A 22766-nucleotide genomic window follows, 5' to 3' on the forward strand; every position below is an offset into this window, starting at 1 on the left:
CGTCTGGGGTTCACCGGATGGCGGAGCGTTCGGGGTCAGGTTGGACTGTCGGGGCGGCAGTTCCCGCCACTCATCCGGCTCAGGAGATTGCCGTCCCACAGCCGAACCGAGGGAGAACCGGTGCTGACCGTGAAGAAGACGCCTGTCCTGCTCCTGGCCGCACTGCTGAGCTCGTCCGTCGCGGGGATCGCCCCAGCGGCCGCCGCCGCGAGCCCGCGGGCCCACGCCGCGGTGGTGCCGTGCGGTGACGTCGGCGAGCTGATCAGGCAGATCAACGACGCCAACTCCCGTGGGTACGGGACAGTCGTCCTGGCGTCGGGCTGCGAGTACCGGCTCCTCGCTCCCGCAGTCGCCGCCGGTCCCAACGGAGCCGACGGTCTCCCCGTGATCACTGGGAAGGTGACCCTCACCGCGGTCGGCGCCGCGACCATCACCCGGGCCTCGGCGACCGCGTTCCGGATAGCCGAGGTCGCCCCGCAGGGAACCCTCACGCTCAACGGGATCACCTTGTCCAACGGCAGCGCCACCTCCTCCCCCGCCGTCGACGGCGGCGGCGTCCTCACGCAGGGAGTCCTCCGGCTCAACGCCGGCCGTGTCACCGGCAACACGGCGTCATTGGCGGGCGGCGGCATCGAGGTGGCGTCCGGCGGCGCCGCGTACCTCTCCGGCAGCACCGTCACCCAGAACACCGCCTCCGACGGCGGCGGCGTCCACGTCGACACCTCCGGAAGGCTGACCGTCAACGGCGGCGCCGTCGACGCCAACACCGCGACCGCGACCGGCGGAGGGGTGGCCTCCAACGGGACGACGGTGCTCAACTGGGCCTCCGTCCGCGGCAACACGGCCGGCGCCTTCGAGGGCGGCGGCGTCTTCGCCGCCATCGGGCCGCTGACCGTCAACGGCGGTGTGATCAGCGGCAACACGGCCGCCTCGTACGGAGGCGGCGTCGCCAACTTCGGCAGCGCGGTGCGCCTGCTCGCCACGTCGCTGACCGGCAACACCGCCCACGTCGACGGTGGCGGCCTCTACAACCAGACCGGCACTTCCCAGCTCGTCGCCGCGCGGGTCACCGGCAACCGGGCGGACCGCCAGGGCGGCGGCGTCTTCCTGGCCGGCGGCACGGTCAACCTGCTGGCCACGCGCGTCAACGGCAACATCCCCGACAACTGCGCCCCGGCCGGCGCCGTCGGCGGCTGCGCAGGGTGAGACAGCGGACCGGCGGAGGAGGCCGGCCGGGCCCCTCCGCCGTGTCACCCGCGTCGTCAGCCGGTCTCGTCGTCAGGGTGCGGCTCCGATGTGCGGGCCCGTGTGCGGGGGTGCAGGCCGGGGCCGAGGGGCAGGCCGGCCAGAGGGGTGGGTGAGAGGTCGGTGGGTTCCTCGCCCGCCTCCAGGAGGGTGTCGGCGTTGCCGACGATGAGGGGGTCGGGGCGGCCGACGGCGTCCTCGTCCTTGCCGTCGTAGTCGATGCGCCACAGCAGGCTGCGCATCGCCTCCAGGCGGCCGCGGCGCTTGTCGTTGCTCTTGACCACCGTCCACGGCGCGCGTTCGGTGTCGGTCGCGCGGAACATCGCGACCTTGGCGGTGGTGTACGCGTCCCACAGGTCCAGGGAGGCGAGGTCGGTGGGCGAGAGCTTCCACTGCCGTACGGGGTCGACCTGGCGGATGGCGAAGCGGGTGCGCTGTTCGGCCCGGGAGACGGAGAACCAGAACTTCACCAGCAGGATCCCGTCCTCCACGAGCATCGCCTCGAAGGACGGGCACTGCCGCAGGAACAGGTCGTACTGCTCGTCGGTGCAGAAGCCCATCACCTTCTCGACGCCGGCGCGGTTGTACCAGGACCGGTCGAAGAAGACGATCTCACCGGGCGCCGGCAGATGGGCGACGTACCGCTGGAAGTACCACTGTCCCGTCTCCCGCTCGGTCGGCTTGTCCAGGGCGACGATCCGCGCCCCACGGGGGTTGAGCCGCTCGGTGAACCGCTGGATGGTGCCGCCCTTTCCGGCCGCGTCCCGGCCCTCGCAGATCACCACCAGGCGGGCGCCGGTGTCCTTCACCCAGCTCTGCAGCTTGAGCAGCTCGATCTGGAGGAACCGCTTGGTCCTCTCGTACTCGGCCCGCCCGATCTTGTGGTCATAGGGATAGTTCTCCTGCCAGGTACGGATCGGCGCCCCGGAGGAGTCCAGGAGCACGGGCTGCTCCGGCCGGCGGTCGTCCACGCTCAGCCCCGACAGCAGGTCCTCGGCTTCGGGCCGCTCCAACTCACGATCGTCCACGCCGCCCGACTACCCGTACCGCTCAGGTCTATGGCGCGCCGGCTCCCATGGCCGCCTCCCGTGTGACCGGTGTGACTGTTGTGGCGAGGGAGGCGGTGCGCGTCCGGTGGGCGGGGCCTCTCGACCAGGCGACCCGTGACTGTAAGGGGGGAGCAATGCTAGAAAGGGCCGATGGACGACCGTTTTGCCCGGGTGAGACCGGTATCGCCGTGGTCGCGGCTGCGGAAGAACGCGCTCAGCGTCGCTGGGCAGATGTTCCTCCTGCAAGTGGCGCTGGTCGTGCTGCTCGTGGCGTTCGCCGTCCTCGCTCTCGTCCTGCAGTCACGGCGGGGCACGAGCGCCGAAGCGGAACGGCGTTCCGTGGCCGTCGCGCAGACCTTCGCGCACTCGCCGGGCCTGCTGCCCGCCCTGCGCGGCCCCGATCCCGCGAAAGTCCTCCAGCCGCTGACCGAGGCCGGCCGCAAGTCCGCCGGCGTCGACTTCGTCGTGGTCATGGACACGCACGGGATCCGCTACACGCATCCCATGCCGGACCGGATCGGGAAGCGGTTCGTGGGGGAGATCGAGCCGTCGCTCGCCGGGAAGGTCTACACCGAGAGCGTGCGCGGCCCCCTCGGGAAAGAAGTCCAGGCGACGGTGCCCGTGCGGGACGCCCGGGGCCAGGTGGTGGCCCTCGTCTCCGCCGGGCTGAAGGTCAAGAACGTGACCGGTCTGGTGGACCGGCAGATACCCATCATCCTCACCGCCGGGGCGGTCGCCCTCGGGGCGGCCACAGCGGCGACGGTGCTGGTGAGCCGGCGGCTGCGACGGCAGACCCACAGTCTCGCGCCGAACGAGATGACCCGCATGTACGAGCACCACGACGCGGTGCTGCACTCGGTGCGCGAAGGGGTGCTCATCGTCACCGGCGAGGGGCGGCTGCTGCTGGCGAACGACGAGGCCAGGCGGCTGCTGGAGCTGCCCCCGGATGCCGAGGGCCGGCATGTGACCCAGATGCCGGGTCTCGAGCCGGAGATGGCGTCCCTGCTCGCCTCCGGACGCGAGGCCACGGACGAGGTGCACCTCGCCGGGCCGCGGCTGCTGGTGGTCAACCAGAGACCCACGGACCGCGACGGAGGCCCGAAGGGCACCGTGGTGACGCTGCGCGACTCCACAGAGCTGCGGGCCGTGTCCGGCAGGGCCCAGATCACGGGTGAGCGGCTGAAACTGCTCTACGACGCCGGGCTGGGCATCGGGACCACCCTGGACGTGGTGCGCACGGCCGACGAACTCGCCGCGATCGCCGTCCCCCGTTTCGCCGACTTCGTCACCGTGGACCTGGCCGACGCCGTGCTCCACGGCGAGGAACCGGCGGCCACCGCCAAGAACATGCGCCGCGTCGCCGTGTGCGGTATCCGCGACGATCATCCCCTCTACGAGAGGGACCGGTTGATCGACTTCATACCGTCCACGCCTCAGGCGCGCGGCTACGGCACCGGCCGCTCGGAACTGGTGACCGACCTGTCCACGGCGACGGGCTGGCACCGGCAGGACCCGGAGCGCACGGAACAGATCCTGGAGTACGGCATCCATTCGCTCATCTCGGCTCCCATCCGGGCCCGCGGTGTCGTGCTGGGCATGGTCAACTTCTGGCGCTCCGAGGAGCACGCCCCCTTCGACCAGGAGGAGCTGTCGCTCGCCGAGGAACTGGTGGTGCGCGCCGCGGTCAGCATCGACAACGCCCGCCGGTACACGCGCGAGCACGCCCTCGCCGTCACCCTCCAGCGCAGTCTGCTGCCGCGCGGCCTGCCCGAGCAGAGCGCCCTCGACGTCGGCTACCGCTACCTTCCGGCTCAGTCGGGCGTCAGCGGGGACTGGTTCGACGTGATCCCGCTGCCGGGCGGCCGGGTGGCACTGGTCGTCGGCGACGTGGTCGGCCACGGGTTGCACGCCGCCGCGACGATGGGGCGGCTGCGGACCGCGGTGCACAACTTCTCCACGCTCGATCTGCCGCCCGACGAGCTGCTGAGCCACCTGGACGACCTGGTCGGGCGTATCGACCAGGACGAGGCGTGCACGGAGAGTCCGGCCGCCGTCGTCGGCGCCACCTGCCTGTACGCGATCTACGACCCCGCGACGTGCCGCTGCACCATGGCGCGCGCGGGGCACCTGGCCCCCGCGCTGGTGCGTCCCGACGGGAGTGTCACCTTCCCCGACCTGCCGTCCGGGCCGCCGCTGGGCCTGGGCGGGATGCCCTTCCAGGCGGCCGAGCTGGACATCGCCGAAGGCTCGCAGCTCGTCCTGTACACCGACGGTCTCATCGAGGACCGCACCCGCGACCTCGACGAGGGAATGGAGCTGTTGCGCAAAGCGCTGGCGGGCCACCCCGAGCGCACGCCGGAGGAGAGCTGCAAGGCCGTGCTGGACTCGCTGCTGCCCGGACGTCCCACGGACGACGTGGCCCTGCTCATCGCCCGCACCCACGCGCTGCCTGCGGACCGGATCGCCGAGTGGGACGTGCCGCCCGATCCGGCCGCCGTGGCCGGGGTGCGCGCCGCGGCCACCGAACAGCTCGACGCGTGGGGACTGTCCGAGCTGGGCTTCGGCATGGAACTGGTGCTGAGCGAGCTCGTCACCAACGCCGTCCGCTACGGCTGCGAGCCGATCCACGTCAGGCTCGTCCTCGACCGCACGCTGATCTGCGAGGTGTCCGACGGGAGCAGCACCTCGCCCCATCTGCGGTACGCCGCGACGACCGACGAGGGCGGCCGGGGCCTGTTCCTGGTGTCCCAGCTGACCGAGCGCTGGGGAACCCGGTACACCCCGCAGGGCAAGGTGATCTGGGCCGAGACGGCGCTGCCGGACGACTGAGGAACCGCTCTCTTGACCTGGAGCGCGCTCCAGATCCGAGCATGGGGGGCATGAACACCAACGACCCCCAAGTCGTCCTGGGGACAATGGACTTCGGCACTCGTGTCGCCCCCGAGCGGGCTTTCGCGGTCCTCGACTCCTTCGTCGCCGGCGGCGGTGTCTGGCTGGACACCGCGAACTGCTATTCCTTCTGGGCCGATCCCAGTGGCGTCGGCGGCGCCAGCGAACGCGTCATCGGCGCGTGGCTGCGGGCCCGTCCGGGCGTGCGCGAGTCGGTGCGGATCGCGACGAAGGTCCGGCAGAACCCGCTCACCCCCCACTCGTGGCCGCACAGCGCAGAAGGCCTCTCCGCCCGCGCGGTCCACGCCGGTGTGGAGGGGAGCCTCGAGCGCCTCGGAGTCGATCACGTCGACCTGCTGTGGGCCCACGCCGAGGACCGTGACGTGCCGCTGGAGGAGACGGTCGGCGCCTTCGGCGAGCTGGTCGCCAAGGGGCTGGCCCTGCGGGTCGGGGCGGCGAACCATGCCGCCTGGCGCGTCGAGCGCGCCCGGTCACTGGCGCGGCAGCGGGGCGTGGAGCCGTGGACGGCGCTGCAACTGCGCCACTCGCTCGTGCGGCCGCGCCCCCTCACCCCGCTCGCGGAGGCCGGTCACCGCATGCTCGCCGACGAGGACCTGGACTACGCGCGGTCGGAGGGGCTCGCCGTGTGGTCGTACAGCTCGCTGATGTGGGGATCGTACGAACGCGCGGACAAGCCCCTTCCGGAAACCTATGATCATCCCGGTACGGCCCGGGTGCTCGCGGTCCTGGGCGATGTCGCCGGCGAGCTCTCGGCGACGAGGAACCAGGTCGTCCTCGCGTGGCTGATGCGCCAGGGGATCGATCCCATCGTCGGCGCCAGCCGGCCGGAGCAGATCGAGCAGGCGCTCGCCGCACGCCGGCTGCGGCTCGGCGACGCACACCTGGCGCGCTTCGCCGAAGCGCGGTAGCGGTCACACAAGGAGTTCCATGGCCACCCTCACCCCGGCAGCGGCCGCCGAACGCACCGGCGTCTCCCTCGACACGCTGCGCTACTACGAGCGCGAAGGTCTCATCGGCCCGATCCCGCGCTCGGCCGGCGGGCACAGGCAGTACACCGAGGACGACGTGTTCTGGATCGGCCTGGTCACGTGCTTGCGCGAGGCAGGCCTCGGCATCGCCGATCTCAAGGGGTTCGTCGCCATCCTGCGCTCCGAGCACTCCCCCGAGGACCGGGTCGCCTTCCTCCGTGACCGTCATGCCGCGCTGGAGCAGCGGGCGTCGGCACTTCGCCGGGCGATGGAGGTCCTCGAAGAGAAGATCGACTACTACAGCTGACCAGTGAGTCTCCGCGGCGGCCGCCTCCGTGAACTGGTTCGTGTCGAAGAGTTCGCTCTGAGGAAACCCCCCTCACGGGAGCGACCTGGCGTCCGCCGGGCGACGCGGGGCCGGTGGTGCCGCTGGACAGCGGGGTGTGGGCGTGCCTCGCCCACCCGGGCGAGGTCTCGCCGGTGCCCGCGACCGGGGTCGTCCCGGAGGGCGTCCTGCGCGACGACCACCCCCGGCCGCGCCCCTGGCACCCGCCGGCGCCCCACCAGGGCGCCTTCGAGTACACCTCGGCCCGGCTGCCCGCCGTACGCGCCCTCCGGCCGGGCGGGGTCGTGCCGCCCATGTCAGGGGGGCTGACCGATGCGGCGAATCAGGCCTTACAGGATCGCGCGCGGAGCCCCAGGACCCGAGGTGTGCTGCGGTGCGCCCAGGTGGGATGTGGACGACTGGCGCATGACGTGGGCCAGGTCGCGGTGTATGCGTTCGGCTTCACCGCGCACCTCGGCGGGCACGTCGCCGCGCTCGGCGACCAGACGGCTGAAAATGGGGGTCTCCTGGTACAAGGCGCAATCTGCTCTCTGTCTGGGCGGCGGGATGCCTAGTGGAGGGTACAGCCGCGCGTGGAGGCCCAACTCATCCGTCCCGAGGGTGAACAGTTCCTGCCCGCTTTCGTCACAAAACCGGGGTTAGGGGGCCGGTGGGCGGGGTAGTCGGTGGCACTGCCGTGGGCGGGCCGTGCGGCGAACGCCGTGTGACCGGACGCCGGACGCACGGCTGCTGACGACGGGTGGGCCATGAGCAGCGTTGAGGAAACGGTCGAGATCGCGGTCCCGGTGCGTACCGCGTACAACCAGTGGACGCAGTTCGAGAGCTTCCCCCGGTTCATGCGCAGCGTGAGGAAGGTCGAGCAGATCAAGCCGGCCCTCACGTCGTGGACGATCGCCGCAGGACCGCTGCACGGTGATTTCACGGCCGAGATCGTGGAGCAGGAGCCCGATTCCCACCTGGTCTGGCGCGGTCTCGGCCGGCGCCCCGCCCACCGGGGCGAGGTGTCCTTCCGGCCCACGGAGCGAGGCGGGACGAGGGTCACCGTCCGGATGGACATCGCGGCGCGCGGTGCGGCCGGTGTGCTCGCCGTGGTTCCGGGGCTCGCCGGCCGGGTCGTGCGCGGGGAGCTGGAGCGTTTCAAGGAGTACATCGAGGGGCTGGGACAGGAGAGCGGGGCCTGGCGGGGAGCCGTCCGGGGCGGCCGTCCGCGGCGCGCGGAGACGGACCGCAAGGTGAGCGGAGTGCCGTGCTGGCCCGTCGGCTGATCCCCTCCCCCGCCCCGGGGCAGCGTGAACGAGAGGCGTTCTCATGAAGAAGAGGCCCGACGAGGAGCCGGACGAGGCGCTGACGGTGACCGAGCCGAAGGCCTGGGCCGCGGGCGTGCCCGCGGTGGCGCACGCGCTGGAGTACTCCCTGCGGCAGACGTCGGCGCGGCGCGCGGGAGAGACGCTGCTGACCATGAACCAGGTGGACGGCATCGACTGCCCCGGCTGCGCCTGGGCGGATCCCGCCCCCGGCCGCCGGCACCGCAACGAGTACTGCGAGAACGGCGCCAAGCACATCAACGACGAGGCGACGACGCGGCGCGTCACCGCCGACTTCTTCCGCGAACACCCGGTCTCCGAGCTGGCCGGGCGGTCCGACGGCTGGCTGAACCAGCAGGGCCGGCTGACCGAGCCGATGGTCAAGCGGCCGGGCTCGGACTTCTACGAGCCGATCAGCTGGAACGACGCCTTCGGGCTGATGGCCGAGGAGCTGACCGCGCTGGACTCCCCCGACGAGGCCGTGTTCTACACCTCGGGCCGGGCCGGCAACGAGGCCGCGTTCACGCTGCAGTTGTTCGCCCGTGCGCTGGGCACGAACAACCTGCCGGACTGCAGCAACATGTGCCACGAGTCCAGCGGCTACGCCCTGCACGAGACGCTGGGCACGGGCAAGGGGACGGTCAGCCTCCACGACCTGCACCACGCCGACCTGATCTTCCTGGTGGGGCAGAACCCCGGGTCGAACCATCCCCGGCAGCTGTCGGCCCTGGAGGAGGCCAAGCGGAACGGCGCGCGCGTCATCGCCGTCAATCCGCTGCCGGAGGCCGGGCTGCGGCGGTTCAGGAACCCGCAGACGCCCCGCGGGGTGATCGGGCCCGGCGTGCAGATCGCCGACCGGTTCCTGCACATCCGCAGCGGCGGCGACCTGGCCCTGTTCCAGGGGATCAACCGGCTGCTGCTGGAGGCGGAGGACGCCCGGCCGGGCGAGGTCCTGGACCGTGACTTCATCCGCACCGACACCGCCGGCTTCGAGGAGTTCGCGGCGCACGTCCGCGGGGTCGACTGGGGGGACATCCTCGCCTCGACCGGCCTGACCCGCGAGGAGATCGAGCAGACCCGTGACGAGGTGCTGCGCAGCGACCGCGTCGTCGTGTGCTGGGCCATGGGGATCACCCAGCACAAGCACGCCGTGCCCACCGTCCGGGAGATCGTCAACTTCCTGCTGCTGCGCGGGAACGTCGGCAGGGCCGGCACCGGCCCCTGTCCGGTTCGCGGGCACAGCAATGTGCAGGGCGACCGCACGATGGGCATCTGGGAACAGATGCCGGACTCGTTCCTCGACGCGCTGCAGCGGGAGTTCGGCTTCGACCCCCCGCGCGCTCACGGACTGGACTCGGTGAACGCGATCAGGGCGATGCGCAAGGGACGCGTCAGGTTCTTCCTCGGCCTGGCCGGCAATTTCGTCCGCGCCGCCCCGGACAGCGCGGTCACCGAACAGGCGGTGCGCAGGTGCCGGCTGACCGCCCACATCTCCACCAAGCTCAACCGGTCCCACACGGTGTGCGGCGAGAGCGCGCTGATCCTGCCCACGCTGGGCCGCACCGAGCGGGACGTGCAGGCCAGCGGGGAGCAGTTCGTCACCGTGGAGAACTCGATGAGCGAGGTGCACACCTCCCGCGGGCGGCTGCGGCCGGCCTCTCCTCTGCTGCTCAGCGAGGTCGCGATCCTCAGCCGGCTGGCCCGCCGCACCCTCGGCGGCGAATCCGGCATCCCCTGGGAGGAGTTCGAGGCCGACTACGGCGCGATCCGCGACCGCATCGCGCGCATCGTCCCGGGGCTGCACGACTACAACCGGCGGGTGATCCGTCCCGGTGGCATCCAGCTGACCAACCCGGTCAACGAGGGCGTGTACTCCAACGCGGTCGGCCGGGCGCTGTTCACCCGCAACGTGTGCGAGGTGCTGCAAGCGCCCGAGGGGCATCTGCTGCTGCAGACCCTGCGCTCCCACGACCAGTGGAACACCGTCCCGTACACGTCGGAGGACCGCTACCGGGGTATCAGCGGAAGCCGCCGGGTGGTGCTCGTCCACCCCGACGACGTGGCCGCACTCGGCCTGGCGGCGGGCCAGAACGTCGACCTGGTCGGCGTCTGGGACGACGAGGTGGAGCGCCGGGCCGAGGACTTCCGGGTGGTCCCGTACCCGACGGCTCGCGGTTGCGCCGCCGCGTACTACCCGGAGACCAATGTGCTGGCGCCCCTGGACAGCGTGGCCGAGAAGAGCAACCAGCCGGCGTACAAGGCGATCGTGGTCCGTCTGGAGCCGCGCGCTGTTCCGCCCGAGCCTATGATGTGAGATCAACTCGGCTGTCGGGGGGTGGAGTCGGGTGCGCCGGACCGGCGTTCCTCTCCTCCTCGGCGACCTCGTCGGCGGCGGTCGCACCGGCTGCGGCAGCCGGCGCCGTCGCCGTCCCACACAGAAGGCCGTCCTTTGATCAAGCTCGCCGCCGTCACTCCCCCGCTCCTCGCGGGCGCCACCCTCGCCTCCGCCGCCAGCCTCGCGCAGTCGGTGTACTGGGAGTCCTCGGACCAGCTCTGGTACGTGTGCCAGCCCGACGGCACGCCGGGTGACCTGGACCGGGTCACCGTCTCGCGGCTCACCGCCGACGGGACGCTGCTGGACAGGATGTCCATCAGCCGGGCGGGGCACGGGGCGAACCTGGGCGTCGAACGCGACGCGGCCGGGATCCGTCTGTGGACCGACGCCGTGCCCAGCGGCGGCTGGGCGACGGCCGTCGCCCGGATCCCGTACGTGCCGAACGGGACCGCCGACGCCTCCGACCCGTCCGTGGTGCGCACCCCGCGCACGGGCGTGTACAGGGTGTCGGCGACGATCGACCCGACCCGGCGGCAGCTGGTCTACCGCTGGCAGTCGAACAACGTCGCCTCCCCTCAGGCGACCGGCGGCATCGACCGCTACGATCTGGCCGCCGCCGCTGCCGGAACGTTCACTCCGCTGCAGAAGCTGTCCTACGGCGCGTCGGGCAAGACGCTCCAGGGGTACACGAGTCTGGGCGACCACGTGTACCACCTGTACGGCGACCAGGCGCAGGACAACGTGACGGTGACGTGCACGGACTGGGCCTCCGGGACGGTGCTCCAGTCGCAGCACGTCACCGCCTTCCCCGGCCTGCCCTTCCGGGAGCCCGAGGGCATGTGCGTCTTCGGCAACAGCCCCGGCGACCCGGCCGCGACCGTGGCCTTCGGCATCGGCGCGCGGACCGACGCCGGGGTGCGCAACCTCAACCTCGCGCGGTTCCCGCACCCGGGCACCGACCCGTGGGTGCCGATCCCCTACAACACCGCGCTGTACAAGCCGAACAGCGACAACTACGTCCCCCAGTACCGGCTCGCCGGCGACCAGGTCTTCGTGCACTTCTCGCTGGCCAAGGTGGACGGCACGGCCTGGGCGCAGGGCGAGACGCTGTTCCAGCTGCCGCTGCGGGCCCGGCCCGACCGGACGCAGCGGCTGCTCGGCGTGGTGAGCGGGCAGGCCGTCACGACGGACACGATGGCGGTGCGGCTGGAGGTCGCGGCCGACGGCAAGGTGAGCGTGTGGGACGAGCGCAGCCTGAAGGGGTGGATCGGCGGGGACGTCAGCCTGTGGGTGTGCTGACCGGGGCCGTCAGGAGGCGGTCGAGCCGCTCGGCCGCCGTCCGCCGAGCCTCCTCGTCGGCATGGCCGGGCTCGCTCAGCGTCGACGTCCTGGGCAGGAACAGGCGTCGGGGCGTGCGGTCCAGCACGGCACGCGCCTGCCGGGACCAGCGGACGTCGCCGGCGCCGCCGGGAAGGACGACGGCCCGGTACCGGGCGGGGTCGACGCGGCCTTCGCGCAGGTCCCCCTCGGTCGCGTACGTGACGTCGTAGCCCGCTTCCTCCAGCCACCTCGACGCGCTCGTGTCCGTGCCGAAGTCCTCGGGCAGGCCGAGCCCGGCGTACGGGCGGTGGGCCGCGTTCAGCGGCACGACCAGCAGGACGTCGGACGGGCGGGCGGGCTCCCGCACGACGAAGGGGGCGTAGGCGCGGCGGCCTTCGGCGGTGGTGAGGACGGTGAGGAAGACGCCGGACACCCAGGCCCCGGGGACCGTCGCCCTCCAGGGCCGGTCGACGGGGACGCCGTCGGCGGTGAGGAGGTGGCGGGCGCGCACGCCGCCGTAGTGGCCGAGCCGGTAGACCTCCACCGTGCAGGCGCGGGCCGTGCGGGTGGCCAGGCGCAGGCCCAGGGTCTCGCCGGGGGCGACGGAGACCGTCGTCGCCTGCCCCTGGATCTCGGGGCGTCCCGGGTCGACGCCGCAGGTCTCACCGTGGCCGGGGGTCCAGGCGTGGGAGCCGGGGGCCCGGTTCTCCCGCACGACGGGGTTGTCGCCGGTCCGCGGGACGGCGGGCGGACGGGCCCGCTCGGCGGCCGCCGCCGGGCGGCTTCCTCCGACGGCGACGGCTCCCGCTCCGGCGGCGCTCAGCACCGTACGTCGGGACAGCTCCCCCATGGGTCGACCTCCGGGCCCGGTTGTCATGGAGCGATCATCGTACGGCGGTCCGGTGCGCAGCCCCGCCTTTGCACAGTTCACCGCCCGTTGTCATGATGGTCCATCAAGTCGCCTACGATGCAGTGAAGTTGCCTGAACCGGGCGGGCTGGCCGTGAACGCGATCATGTGGTGTCATCGTCGCTTGTCGTTCTCGGACACGCATACGAAGGAGTGGGCGATGGGACTTCGCAGCAGGGTCACTGCGGCGCTGGGTGGAGCACTTCTCATGGCGGCGGGCACGGTCGCGCTGGCGCCGCCGGCCTCAGCCGAGGAGACGTGCCCCTACCCGTACGTGTGCTTCTACCAGAGGGACCCCGCCGACTATCCGGCCGCCACCATCAGCGGCCGCTTCCGGGACGTCACGAGCGGCTGGCAGTGGCTGACCGGGTCCAGAGGGAGCGACTTCGTCCGCAACACGCGCCGTGACGACGTGGTCTACCTGCACATGACCGACGGCAAGGTGTACTGCGTCGAGAACGGCGGCCACAAGTCCTTCATCAACGACGAGCCGCAGCGCCTCGTGGACGGCGTCCGCATCTCGTCGAACCCGGACTGCTGACGCCCCGCACGCCCTTGCCCGCTCGCCGAGGCGTACGCCGCGCCGAGCACACCTGATGCCGGATCGGAGTGAGTCGTGTCCACAGCTACATCCGCAGCCACCCGGGCTGCCGTCGGAGAACTGCTGCGCCGCATCGGCGAGGGGGATCCCGCGAGCATCGCGGCGTTGTACGCCGAGAAGGTCGACTGGAGGCTGGACTGGCCGGAGGCCGAACACGGCCGGGCCGCCACGCCGTGGATCCGGCACCGGGCGACCCGCGCGGACGCGGCCGACCACTTCCGCGAGCTCGCCGAGCACCACCTGCCCGGGCAGGCCGCCACCGAGATCGAGCGCGTCCTCGTCGACGGCGACGACGCGGTCGTGTTCGGCGAGATCCGGCAGACGGCGCGGTCCACCGGGCGCGCCTACCGTGCCCGGTTCGCCCTGCACCTCACGTTCCGGGAGGGCCTGGTGACGCGGCACCACGTCTACGAGGACAGTCTCGCCGTGGCCCGGGCGTTCGACGTGAGCGAGGGCCGGTCAGGAGAGGGCGGCGTCGGCGACCGTGCCGCGGACCTCGAGGACGGTGTCGACTCCGGTGACCTCGAAGAGCCGCTGAAGCTGTCGTGACGGCGCGACCACGCGCAGGGGGCCCGCCTGGTGGGCGCGGATCAGCATGTTGAGGAAGGCCGAGTCCGCGAAGGTGACGCCGGAGGCGTCCAGGACCACCTTGGGGTGCTTCCCGGCCGCGGTTTCCAGGGCGTCCGCCAGCGGCGTGATCGAGTCCATGTCGTAGGCGCCCCGCGCGGAGACGACCCAGGCCCCGCTCGTCGCGTGCTGAACCACCGAAGGGGCCCGCGCGGCGTCCACGGTGTCCTGGTCGGGCGACGGCTTCCCGCCGGTGCGGCTCATGAGCGTCGGCGTGACGGCCTCGTCGCAGGGCACCTTCGCACTCCTTCGGTGGCTCTCCCTCGCGGGATCATGTCGTCTGTTGCATGAAAAGTATGTCATGTATCGGAGTTCCGCAACGGCGCCCCCTAAAATGCCGGGCATGGTTGCCGTGCCCGAATCCCATGCCGGATGGACGTTCATCACCAACCACGCGCGCGTACTGGCGGTCATCGCCGACAACCCGAACGTCCGTATCCGTGACATCGCCGCGCGCTGCCGGCTCACCGAGCGCGCCGTCGCGCGGATCATCTCCGACCTCGAACAGGGCGGTTACCTCTCGCGCACCCGGGACGGGCGCACGAACAGCTACCGCATAGAGCCGGACAAGGTGCTGCGCCACCCGGCCGAGGCCGGGCTGTCGGTGGCCTCCCTTCTCTCCCTCCTCGCGCGGGCCGAGACCGAGCGCGTCGGGACGCCGGTCGCCCCGTAGCGGCACTCGGCGATCACCGACGCCAGAAGCCGAGCAGAGCGGTGGCGAGTGCCTCGGGCGCCTCTTCGGCCATGTGGTGTCCGGAGACGATCGGGCGCCCGTCGAGCGAGCCGCCCGCCCATGCGCGCCAGACGCTCAGCACATCGCCGTAGAGGTCGGCCATGTCGTCACGGGTGGCCCACAGCACCTGCAACGGGCAGCCGATGCGCCGGCCGGCACGCTGGTCGGCGTCGTCGTGCTCCCGGTCGACGCCGAGGCCGGCACGGTAGTCCTCGCACATGGCGTGCACGGTGGCCGGGTCGTGGATCGCCCGCCGGTAGTCCTCGTACGCCTCGGCGCCCATCTGCTCGGGAGTGGCCTTGTACCAGGCGTCGGGGTCGGCGTTGATCACGCGTTCGGCGGGCTTGTCGGTCTGTCCGAGGAAGAACCAGTGCCACCAGCTCGCGGCGAACGTCGCATCGCATCGCCTGAGCGCCTCACCGATGGGCACGGCGTCCAGCACGCTGACGGCGGACACGGCCTGCGGGTGGTCCAGGGCGAGGCGAGTGGCCACGTACGCGCCCCGGTCGTGTCCGACGACGGCGAACCGTTCGTGCCCGAGGCGGCGCATGACCGCGAGACAGTCGCCGGCCATGGCGCGCTTGGAGTACGGACGGTGCTCAGGGTCGGACGCGGGCTTGTCGGACTCGCCGTAGCCCCGCAGGTCCGGGCAGACCACCGTGTGGCCGGCCGAGGCCAGCAGCGGGGCGACCCGGTGCCAGGTCACGTGCGTACGCGGGTGGCCGTGCAGCAGCAACACCGCGGGACCGCTGCCGCCGTGGCGGACCCGTAACCGGGCCCCGTCCCCTTCGCATCGCGTCAGCTCGAAGCCCTCGAACACACAGCCTCCCCGTTCCGGACGTCGCAGTTCCCGTGCCCTGGAACTCGAGGTCCATGCGGCAGCGGATCCTCGCCGAGCCCGGTCTGCGTGACCGTGTCCGGGCGGTCGTCGTCGCCTACGGGACGGGGCTGGTCAGCGCGGGCGACGGGGAGACCGTCACCGGTCCGGCGAGCAGCCGTGGTCACAGCCAGCCGTTGCGGCGGAAGGCCCGGTAGAGCAGTCCCGCGCCGAGGGCCATCACGGCCAGCGCGCACGGGTAGCCGTAGCGCCAGTCCAGTTCGGGCATGTGGGCGAAGTTCATGCCGTAGACGCCGGCGACGAGGGTGGGTACGGCCAGGATGGCGGCCCAGGCGCTGATGCGGCGCATGTCGTCGTTCTGCCAGGTGCCGACCTTCGCCAGGTGGGCGTCGAGGACGGAGCCGAGCAGGTCGTCCAGGGCGCGGACCTCGGTGTCGGTGCGGGTGAGGTGGTCGAGGACGTCGCGGAAGTACGGCGCCATCTGCCGCGGCCAGTCGTCGGAGGGCGCGGTGAGGTGCTGGACGACGGGCACGAGGGGCTGAACGGCGTCGCGGAACTCGACCACCTCCCGCTTGAGCGAGTAGATCTGCTCCGTGAGGTCGTCGCGGGCGGGTGAGAACACGCACCGTTCCAGCTCGGTGAGATCGGTGCGGACCTGCGCCGCGGCCTCCGCGTAGGCGTCGACGATCACGTCGGTGACCGCGTGCAGGACGCTCACGGGTCCGAGCCCCGCCATCTGCGGGGCTTCTTCCAGCCGGCGTGCCGCCTCCACCGTCGGGTCGAGCGCGCCGTGCCGCACGGTCAGCGCGAAGGACCGGCCCAGGAAGATCATCACCTCGCCGGTCTCCACCTCGGCGGTCCGCTCGACGAACCACAGCGTCTTCACCGCGACGGCCAGGACGTCGCCGTAGCGTTCCTGCTTGGGTCGCTGGTGCGCCTGGACGGCGTCCTCGATCGCCAGAGGATGCAGCTTCAGGTGCTTCCCCAGCCGCTGCAACTCGTCCTCGCGGGGGTCGTCCAGCCTGATCCAGGCGAACTCGTCAGGTTTCAGCTCCGCCAAGCGGTCCAGGACGCTTTCGCATCCCCCGTCCTCCTGCCGGGCGGCGACGTTCTCGCGCTCGCCCGTCTGCTCTCGGTAGATCGCACACTCCATGCCTTCTCGGATGCTTCCGTCTCCGCGATCCATGCCTGGTGTCCGCACACGACCCGGCGGTCACCGGATCTTCACAACGGTCCTGATGTGATCGGCGCGGTGACGGCTATGAGCGGGAGAGCAGGTCGACCCGGGCCGCACCGCGCACGTCGGAGCGGCCCGGGTCGAGAAACGGGAAGGCCGATGTGGCCGAGATCGAGGAGAGCACACAGCGATGACCCAGCCGCCCCACGACGAGCCCACCGCCGCCGGCCCCGAGGAGCTGCGCGAGCAGGCCGAGCACACCCGCGAGGAGCTCGGCCGGACGGTCGAGGCGCTCGCGGCCGAGACCGACGTGAAGGCCCGCGCGAAGGAGAGCGCGGTCGAGAAGAAGGACGAGGTCGCCGTCCGGGCAGGCGTTCTGATGGAGGAGACCGCGGCCAAGGCCGGGGAGCTGAAGGAGCAGACCGTGCTCAAGGCCGGGGAGCTGAAGGAGCAGACCGTCCTCAAGGCCTGGGAACTGAAGGAGCAGACTGTCCTCAAGGCCGGCGAGTTGAAGGTCAGGGCGGCTGAGGCCGCCGGACGGATCGAGGGGAAGCTGCCCGACCCGGTGCGGGACAAGGCCGTCGGGGCCGCCGGGCAGGCCCGGGTCGCGGCCGCCCGGGCCGGCCGGCTGTGGGAGGACAAGGCGCCCGAGCCGCTGCGGGACCGCACGGCTCAGGGGGCGCGAGTGGCCCGGGACAAGCGGGGCCTGCTGCTGACCGGCGCCGGGGTCGCCGTCGTGACGTGGATCGTCCGGCGCCGCCGCCAGGGGTGAGCCGACGCAGGACTCGAAGACCCTGGCCCGGATCGGCCGACACGACGGCGGAGGGGTGCCGGCACACGGATGCCGGCGCCCCTCCCGTCCTTTCCCGTACGACACTGCATCGTGTTTCGGCCGGTCACGGGAGTGCACTCGCAGGGCGCGAGAGGAACCTGTCCGACCGGAGAAGGGATGAAGGAGTGCGACGTCAGCTGACGTGGATGCTGGCCCTGCGAGGGGCGGCGGCCCTGTCGTTCGCGGTGATGGCTCTGGTGTGGCCGGAGGTGACGGCGCTGGCGCTCGCCCTGCTGTTCGGCGCCTACGCGCTGGTCGACGGCGTGACGTGGCTGGCCAGCGCCTTCCGCAGGGACGGCGACAGGAGGCACCGCCTGGTACACGCCGTCGGAGGGGTCCTGGGCGTCACGGCCGGTCTGATCAGCCTGGCCTGGCCGGGGGTGACCGCACTCGCACTGGCCGGCCTGGTCGGCGCGTGGGCCGTCGTCACCGGCGTCGCGGAGATCTGGGCGGCGGTGCGCTTCCGCCGTGAACTGCACCATGAGGGCGTCCTGTTCCTGGCCGGCGCCGCCTCGGTGATCGCCGGGATCCTCGTCTGGGCCCGGCCCGACGCGGGAGCCGTCGCCATCGCGCAGGTCACCGGCGTCTGCGCGCTGATCTCCGGCGCGCTGGTGCTGGCAGCGGCCTGGCGGCTGCACAACGACGCCGGCGCGGGCTCCCCGGCCCGCCACGCCAGGCACGCCCGGCACGCCTGAGGGCCCTGGGGAGTCCAGCACCGGGCGAAAATGCCTCGCGCTCCGGCCGTGGCTGTCCGAGACTCGCCCCATGGATGACATGGGGGCGTTCCGGGACGCGGTCACGGCGTGGGCGGCGGGCGGCCCCGGCGGTCCCGCGGAAGAACTGGCCGCTCGCCTGCCCGTCCGGACGGTCGTGCTGCTCGAAGGGCTCAGCGACGTCGCCGCGGTCGAAGCGCTGGCGGGAAGACGCGGCAGGGACCTGGCGGCCGAAGGGGTCTGCGTCCTGTCGATCGGCGGTGCGATGAGCGTGGGACGCTACGCCCGGCTCCTCGGTGCGCCCGGCCTGGGGCTCCGTCTCACCGGACTGTGCGACGAGGCCGAACGCCCCTACTACGCCCGGGGTTTCGAGCAGGCCGGCGCCCCGCAGGAGGGCTTCTTCGTCTGTGCGGCGGACCTGGAGGACGAACTGATCCGCGCGTTGGGCGTGGCGCGGGTGGCGGAACTCGTCGAGCAGGAAGGGGACATGCGTCCCCTGCGGACCTTCCTGCGCCAGCCCGCTCAGCAAGGCCGTTCGCCGCAGCGGCAGTTCAGGCGTTTCTTCGGCACGAAGAAGGGCCGCAAGATCCATTACGGCCGGGTCCTCGTCGAGGCGCTCGAACCCGACCGCGTTCCGGTCCCGCTCGACGGCCTGTTCGCCGGCCTGTGACACGCAGGCGCCGGTGCCAGGGGGTCAGCTCAGGAAGTCCGTCAGCAGGTCGTTCAGCCGTTTCGGGTCGGTGAGCGGCAGGGAGTGGTGGGTCGCTCCGGGAAGCAACGCCACCTCGCCCTGCGGGAGAGTCCGGCGGGCCCGGTCGGCGACCTTCGCGACGTCGTGGGCGCGGCTGCGCTCACCGAGCAGGACCAGGACCGGCATGCTCAGGCCCGCGGTCCTGGGGCGGCCGCCGGTGACGAACTTGCGGTCGGGGACGGTGGCGGCCAGCGCGTGGAGACGCTGCCATGTCTCGTCGGGGTGGGTGCCGGCCGTCTCCCAGGCCAGAAAGGCGCGGGCGCGTGCCTCGGTCGGGCGGAGCAGGGTGGGCAGCGCGCGGAGCAGGTAGCCGAGGCGGAATCCGGCGAAGATCTGGGTGGGGTCGACGAGGGCGAGGCGGTCGACCCGCTGCGGCGCGTGCAGGGCGTACCTGGCGGCGAGCCAGGCGCCGTACGAGTGGCCGCACAGGTGGATGCGGGCGAGCCCGAGCCCGTCCAGCAGCGCGTCCAGCCAGGCCGTCATGTCGTCGGCGTTCCTCAGCGCCGCGCCCCGGCGTTCGGTGCGGCCCGCGTCTCCCGCCAGATCGACCGCGTACACCCGGTGCCGCTCCCCCAGGGCCGGCGCGTTGGCGAACCAGACGAGGCCGGTGGCGGAACCGCCGGGGAGCAGCACCAAGGGGCTGCCGTCCGGCGGGCCGTACACATGGACCCGGGTGCGCCCGTACGGCGTGGGGACGTCGCGCTCCTCGGTGGACTCGGGCCAGCGCGCGAGCAGTTCGTCGTAGGCGCGGTCGAAGGCGGGCAGGGACACGGGCGTATTCCTCTCGCTCAGCGATACTCTCGTTCAGCGAGATAATAGGCCTGAGCCGACAGGGAGTACGCATGGACGAGCAGAGCCCGGCGATGGGGCTGGTCCACCTGCTGCGAGCGATCACCGTGGAGTTCGACCTCCTCGGAGCCGAGTTCGCCGGGCGGCACGGCCTGCATCCCACCGATGTGCGGGCGCTGATCCATCTCCTCGACGCCGCGCGGGACGGCACGCGGGCCACGCCCGGGTGGCTGGGCGAGCAACTGCGTCTGAACTCGGCCGGGACGACCGCCCTGGTGGACCGGCTGGAGCGGCTCGGCCTGGTCCGCCGCAGCAGGGACACGGCCGACCGGCGACGCGTGCTGCTGGAGGTGGAGGACAGGGCCAAGGAACTCGGATGGGCCTTCTTCGGGCCGGTGATCGGCGGGGTGGTGGAGGTCGCGGAGGGGTTCGACGCGGGCGAGCTGGAGACGGTTCGCCGTTTCCTGGCCGCGACGCTGGAATCGGCCGGACGGGCGCGCTCGGAGTGACGGGGGGCGGGCCGACGGCGACCACGACAGGCGGTACTCGGTCTTCTTCACGCGGACCTGTGCGGTTGACCCGTGACACAGTGCGTCACCGAAGGCGTTGGCGGGGATCATGAGGCGGGACCGAGCTGCGCGAGCGGGTTGATCCGGACCCCCGGCGGGCTGCTGAAATCAACGTCTTCGAGGACGACTTGGCCGCAGTCGGCGAGAGCGCGGACGAACAGGAGCGTAGTTATATGCTCGTGGAAATCATCACCGCAAGCATCAGTTCACGCAGATGCAACAGCTGCTTCCGGAACGCACCGGATGCGGCGAATCCCTCACCGAGGAAATGTCGATGCCACACACCAGACCCCTACGTCTGTCCGCGCTCGCCGCGGTCTTAATATCGGTCCCGGTCGCGCTGTGCGCCGCTCCCGCCTCCGCCGTGGCCGGTAAGCCCGTCACCTCCGGTGACCCCGCCTACTCCTACACCGCGCAGCTGAACGTCGGCGGCAGCACCCGCGGCTGCTCCGGCACCCTGGTCGACGCCGAGTGGCTGCTCACCGCGGCAAGCTGCTTCGTCGACAACCCGGCGACGAGCCTCGCCGTGCCCGCCGGCAAGCCGGCACTGCAGACGACCGCGATCATCGGGCGCTCCGACCTCTCCGGCGCGGACGGCGCCGTGCGGACGGTCGTCGAGCTCGTCCCGCGTACCGATCGCGACGTCGTCCTGGCCCGCCTGAACCGGCCGGTCACCAACGTCGCCCCCATCGCCCTGGCCACCGCCGCGCCCACCGCGGGCGAAGAGCTTCAGTTCGCCGGGTACGGCCGTACCAAGACCGAATGGGCACCCCTGAGGCTGCACACCGGCGCGTTCTCGGTGGACTCCTCGACCGCCACCACGGCCACGGTCACCGGCAAGGACGGCGCTGCCGCCTGCATGGGCGACAGCGGCGGCCCCGTGGTGCGCGCGGCTGGCGGCACCCACCAGCTGGTCGCCCTCAACAGCCGCTCCTACCAGGGAGGTTGCTTCGGCATCGACGCGACCGTGACCAGCACCGGCGCCATCACCGCCCGCGTCGACGATCTTGCTTCCTGGGTGAACGGCAAGGTCGGGACGACCCGCGTCACCGACTTCAACTGCGACGGCGTCGAGGACATCGCGATCGCCGACCCCAAGGCGACCGTCGGTGCCGACGCCGACGCCGGTCTCGTCCGAGTCGTGTACGGCGGCGGCAAAGGCACCGCCGAGATCACCCAAGACCTCGGCTGGGTGGCGGACGCCTCCGAGGCCGGCGACTGGTTCGGTGAGGCGCTCGCCACCGTCGACTACGACGAGGACGGCTGCACCGACCTGGTGGTCGGCACCCCCGCCGAGGACCTCGGCAGCGCCACTGACACCGGCATGGTCGACATTCTGCACGGTGCCCCGGGCGGTCTCGGCACGGGTGTCAAGAAGGACACCAACTTCCAGCAGGGCGCCGGCTCCGGCTCGCTGGGCGCATCCTCGAACGAGAACGGCGACCGCCTCGGCCACGCCCTCGCCGCCGGCACCACCGCCGCAGGCGAACCCTTCGTGGTGATCGGTGAGCCGGGCGAGGCCCTGGGCTCCCTCACAAAGGCGGGACAGGCGTTCTACGTCCACGGCACCACCAACGTCTCCATCCATCAGGACAGCCTGGACGTGCCGGGTGCGGCGGAGGCCAACGACGGCTTCGGCGGCGCGGTGGCGGCCGACGCCAACCACATCGTCATCGGGGCACCCGGCGAGGCCATCGGTTCGAACGCGAACGCGGGCAACCTGGCGGTCTTTGACCCCAACAAGCTGAACGCCGAGAACAGGCCGACCCCGCGGTTCGGGCTCGACCAGGACCTGGACACGGTCTCCGACACCGCCGAGGCCGGTGACCAGTTCGGCACGTCCCTGGCTCTGGTCCCCTACCGCCCGTCGGGCGCGGCGGCCGCCACCGAATCCGTCCTCGCGGTCGGCTCACCCGGTGAGGACCTCCCCATCGCCGGCGCGACCAAGGCCGACACGGGGACCGTTCAGACCTTCCGTGTCACCGCCGCGGGCACGTACACCCAGCTCAACTCCTACACGACGGGCACCGCCGACGACGACGTGTCCGGCAGCGCCGAGGCAGGCGACCGCTTCGGTGCGACCGTGACCGCCGTGAACACCGCGCCGCGCGCGGTGAGTACGGCGGCGACGCTGAGGATGGCCGTCGGCGTCCCGGACGAAAAGACCGGTACGGCGGCGAACGCGGGTGCCATCAGCACCTTCTCGCTCCTGGGGGCGCCGGGCGCCAACGACAAGTGGCTGGAGCCGGGTGACGGGGACGGCATCCCGGGGACCCCGGGCGCCAACCAGTACGTCGGCACGAGCATCCACTTCACCGGCACCATGCTGTACGTCGGCATGCCGTACGGTCCGAGCGCCCACGGCGCCCTGTACGCCCTGCCGATGTCGAACGTGACCCCCGGTGGCACGATCGCCGCTGTCACCACCTACCAGCCCGGCTCCGGTGGCCTCCCTGCCGTCGGCGTCCGCTTCGGCCACGCGGCACGGTAGACGCGGCACATCAGGCAGCGGGCACGCGCCCGTTGCGTGCGTGGGAGCCGTCGGAGCCCGCCCAGGGACTTCGGCGGCTCCCGCTCGCCCCGGCCACAGCACGGCACCTCGGCCGACGCCGGCCCGTGTGTCCCGGAACCGGCGGCCGGTCGGGGCGGAGCGGGCGTGTCAGCCGCCGGTGGCAGGCAGGCCGTGGCCACCTCGTCCGGCGTAGACGCTGTCGTGTCTCCGGTGCGTTGCGCTCGAAGATGCCGGCGCGG

Annotated in this window: 21 protein-coding genes and 1 pseudogene; 16 read left to right on the forward strand and 6 right to left on the reverse strand. The window is 72.0% G+C overall.

Features of this window, described 5'->3' with window-relative positions; translation table 11 throughout:
- The first annotated feature begins 120 nt into the window (after positions 1 to 120).
- Positions 121 to 1206 carry a right-handed parallel beta-helix repeat-containing protein gene (locus ACFYXA_RS27745; RefSeq protein WP_389037703.1) on the forward strand — a complete coding sequence of 362 codons (1086 nt, stop codon included), beginning with the start codon at positions 121 to 123 and terminating at the stop codon, positions 1204 to 1206.
- Between the two features lie 56 nt (positions 1207 to 1262).
- On the opposite strand, the gene ppk2 is transcribed toward ACFYXA_RS27745, so the two are convergent.
- Entirely contained in the window at positions 1263 to 2273 is a 1011-nt protein-coding gene (gene ppk2, locus ACFYXA_RS27750; RefSeq protein WP_352245705.1) for a polyphosphate kinase 2, read from the reverse strand.
- 252 nt (positions 2274 to 2525) lie between these two features.
- On the opposite strand from ppk2, the gene ACFYXA_RS27755 reads away from it, so the two are divergent.
- From ACFYXA_RS27755 to ACFYXA_RS27780, 6 genes are all read left to right on the forward strand, one after another.
- Positions 2526 to 5123 carry a SpoIIE family protein phosphatase gene (locus ACFYXA_RS27755; RefSeq protein ID WP_389037707.1) on the forward strand — a complete coding sequence of 866 codons (2598 nt, stop codon included), beginning with the start codon at positions 2526 to 2528 and terminating at the stop codon, positions 5121 to 5123.
- Between the two features lie 50 nt (positions 5124 to 5173).
- Positions 5174 to 6112 carry an aldo/keto reductase gene (locus ACFYXA_RS27760; protein WP_352245707.1) on the forward strand — a complete coding sequence of 313 codons (939 nt, stop codon included), beginning with the start codon at positions 5174 to 5176 and terminating at the stop codon, positions 6110 to 6112.
- Positions 6113 to 6131: 19 nt separating this feature from the next.
- Positions 6132 to 6479 carry a MerR family transcriptional regulator gene (locus ACFYXA_RS27765; protein ID WP_352245708.1) on the forward strand — a complete coding sequence of 116 codons (348 nt, stop codon included), beginning with the start codon at positions 6132 to 6134 and terminating at the stop codon, positions 6477 to 6479.
- 785 nt (positions 6480 to 7264) lie between these two features.
- On the forward strand, positions 7265 to 7783 hold the full coding sequence (locus ACFYXA_RS27770) for an SRPBCC family protein (protein WP_389037712.1): 519 nt from the start codon (positions 7265 to 7267) through the stop codon (positions 7781 to 7783).
- A gap of 43 nt (positions 7784 to 7826) precedes the next feature.
- Positions 7827 to 10136, forward strand: coding sequence for an FdhF/YdeP family oxidoreductase (locus tag ACFYXA_RS27775; RefSeq protein ID WP_389037715.1), 2310 nt, complete (start codon positions 7827 to 7829; stop codon positions 10134 to 10136).
- A gap of 135 nt (positions 10137 to 10271) precedes the next feature.
- Positions 10272 to 11456: a hypothetical protein gene (locus ACFYXA_RS27780; RefSeq protein ID WP_389037718.1), complete on the forward strand. Its 1185-nt coding sequence runs from the start codon at positions 10272 to 10274 to the stop codon at positions 11454 to 11456.
- Here ACFYXA_RS27780 and ACFYXA_RS27785 read toward each other — a convergent pair.
- A complete protein-coding gene (locus ACFYXA_RS27785; RefSeq protein ID WP_389037721.1) occupies positions 11437 to 12327 on the reverse strand; it encodes a N,N-dimethylformamidase beta subunit family domain-containing protein in 891 nt (296 codons plus the stop codon). The two genes, ACFYXA_RS27780 and ACFYXA_RS27785, sit on opposite strands and share 20 nt — an antisense overlap.
- Positions 12328 to 12545: 218 nt before the next feature.
- Between ACFYXA_RS27785 and ACFYXA_RS27790 the strand changes: the two genes are divergently transcribed.
- Together ACFYXA_RS27790 and ACFYXA_RS27795 are read left to right on the forward strand one after the other, a co-directional pair.
- Positions 12546 to 12926 (forward strand): hypothetical protein, encoded by a 381-nt coding sequence (locus ACFYXA_RS27790; protein WP_389037724.1) that lies wholly within the window; start codon positions 12546 to 12548, stop codon positions 12924 to 12926.
- Between the two features lie 75 nt (positions 12927 to 13001).
- Positions 13002 to 13430, forward strand: a pseudogene (locus tag ACFYXA_RS27795) (nuclear transport factor 2 family protein); the annotation flags it as partial.
- Between the two features lie 15 nt (positions 13431 to 13445).
- On the opposite strand, the gene ACFYXA_RS27800 reads toward ACFYXA_RS27795, so the two are convergent.
- Positions 13446 to 13850, reverse strand: coding sequence for an STAS domain-containing protein (locus tag ACFYXA_RS27800; RefSeq protein WP_352245715.1), 405 nt, complete (start codon positions 13848 to 13850; stop codon positions 13446 to 13448).
- A 106-nt stretch (positions 13851 to 13956) separates the two neighbouring features.
- On the opposite strand from ACFYXA_RS27800, the gene ACFYXA_RS27805 reads away from it, so the two are divergent.
- Positions 13957 to 14286, forward strand: coding sequence for a helix-turn-helix domain-containing protein (locus tag ACFYXA_RS27805; protein WP_352245716.1), 330 nt, complete (start codon positions 13957 to 13959; stop codon positions 14284 to 14286).
- Between the two features lie 13 nt (positions 14287 to 14299).
- On the opposite strand, the gene ACFYXA_RS27810 is transcribed toward ACFYXA_RS27805, so the two are convergent.
- On the reverse strand, positions 14300 to 15166 hold the full coding sequence (locus ACFYXA_RS27810) for an alpha/beta hydrolase (protein ID WP_352245717.1): 867 nt from the start codon (positions 15164 to 15166) through the stop codon (positions 14300 to 14302).
- A gap of 53 nt (positions 15167 to 15219) precedes the next feature.
- On the opposite strand from ACFYXA_RS27810, the gene ACFYXA_RS27815 reads away from it, so the two are divergent.
- A complete protein-coding gene (locus ACFYXA_RS27815) occupies positions 15220 to 15381 on the forward strand; it encodes a hypothetical protein (protein ID WP_389038293.1) in 162 nt (53 codons plus the stop codon).
- On the opposite strand, the gene ACFYXA_RS27820 is transcribed toward ACFYXA_RS27815, so the two are convergent.
- On the reverse strand, positions 15348 to 16337 hold the full coding sequence (locus tag ACFYXA_RS27820; protein WP_389037728.1) for a magnesium and cobalt transport protein CorA: 990 nt from the start codon (positions 16335 to 16337) through the stop codon (positions 15348 to 15350). The two genes, ACFYXA_RS27815 and ACFYXA_RS27820, sit on opposite strands and share 34 nt — an antisense overlap.
- A 214-nt stretch (positions 16338 to 16551) precedes the next feature.
- Here ACFYXA_RS27820 and ACFYXA_RS27825 point away from each other — a divergent pair, with 214 nt between their 5' ends.
- The 3 genes from ACFYXA_RS27825 to ACFYXA_RS27835 all read left to right on the forward strand — a co-directional run bounded on the left by ACFYXA_RS27825 (position 16552) and on the right by ACFYXA_RS27835 (position 18576).
- A complete protein-coding gene (locus ACFYXA_RS27825) occupies positions 16552 to 17133 on the forward strand; it encodes a DUF3618 domain-containing protein (protein WP_389037731.1) in 582 nt (193 codons plus the stop codon).
- A 185-nt stretch (positions 17134 to 17318) separates the two neighbouring features.
- On the forward strand, positions 17319 to 17888 hold the full coding sequence (locus ACFYXA_RS27830; protein ID WP_352245720.1) for a DUF308 domain-containing protein: 570 nt from the start codon (positions 17319 to 17321) through the stop codon (positions 17886 to 17888).
- 70 nt (positions 17889 to 17958) lie between these two features.
- Positions 17959 to 18576 carry a TOPRIM nucleotidyl transferase/hydrolase domain-containing protein gene (locus tag ACFYXA_RS27835; protein ID WP_389037735.1) on the forward strand — a complete coding sequence of 206 codons (618 nt, stop codon included), beginning with the start codon at positions 17959 to 17961 and terminating at the stop codon, positions 18574 to 18576.
- A gap of 24 nt (positions 18577 to 18600) precedes the next feature.
- Here ACFYXA_RS27835 and ACFYXA_RS27840 read toward each other — a convergent pair whose 3' ends face one another.
- Complete coding sequence (locus tag ACFYXA_RS27840; RefSeq protein ID WP_389037738.1) at positions 18601 to 19428, reverse strand: alpha/beta fold hydrolase; 828 nt, start codon at positions 19426 to 19428, stop codon at positions 18601 to 18603.
- Between the two features lie 71 nt (positions 19429 to 19499).
- Between ACFYXA_RS27840 and ACFYXA_RS27845 the strand changes: the two genes are divergently transcribed.
- The gene (locus ACFYXA_RS27845; protein ID WP_389037742.1) at positions 19500 to 19955 is read left to right on the forward strand and encodes a MarR family winged helix-turn-helix transcriptional regulator; all 456 of its coding nucleotides are present in this window, start codon (positions 19500 to 19502) and stop codon (positions 19953 to 19955) included.
- Positions 19956 to 20289: 334 nt separating this feature from the next.
- The gene (locus tag ACFYXA_RS27850; RefSeq protein WP_389037745.1) at positions 20290 to 22506 is read left to right on the forward strand and encodes a trypsin-like serine protease; all 2217 of its coding nucleotides are present in this window, start codon (positions 20290 to 20292) and stop codon (positions 22504 to 22506) included.
- Positions 22507 to 22766 lie beyond the last annotated feature (260 nt).

This window comes from Streptomyces sp. NPDC002566 (assembly GCF_042889585.1).
Lineage (GTDB): Bacteria > Actinomycetota > Actinomycetes > Streptomycetales > Streptomycetaceae > Streptomyces.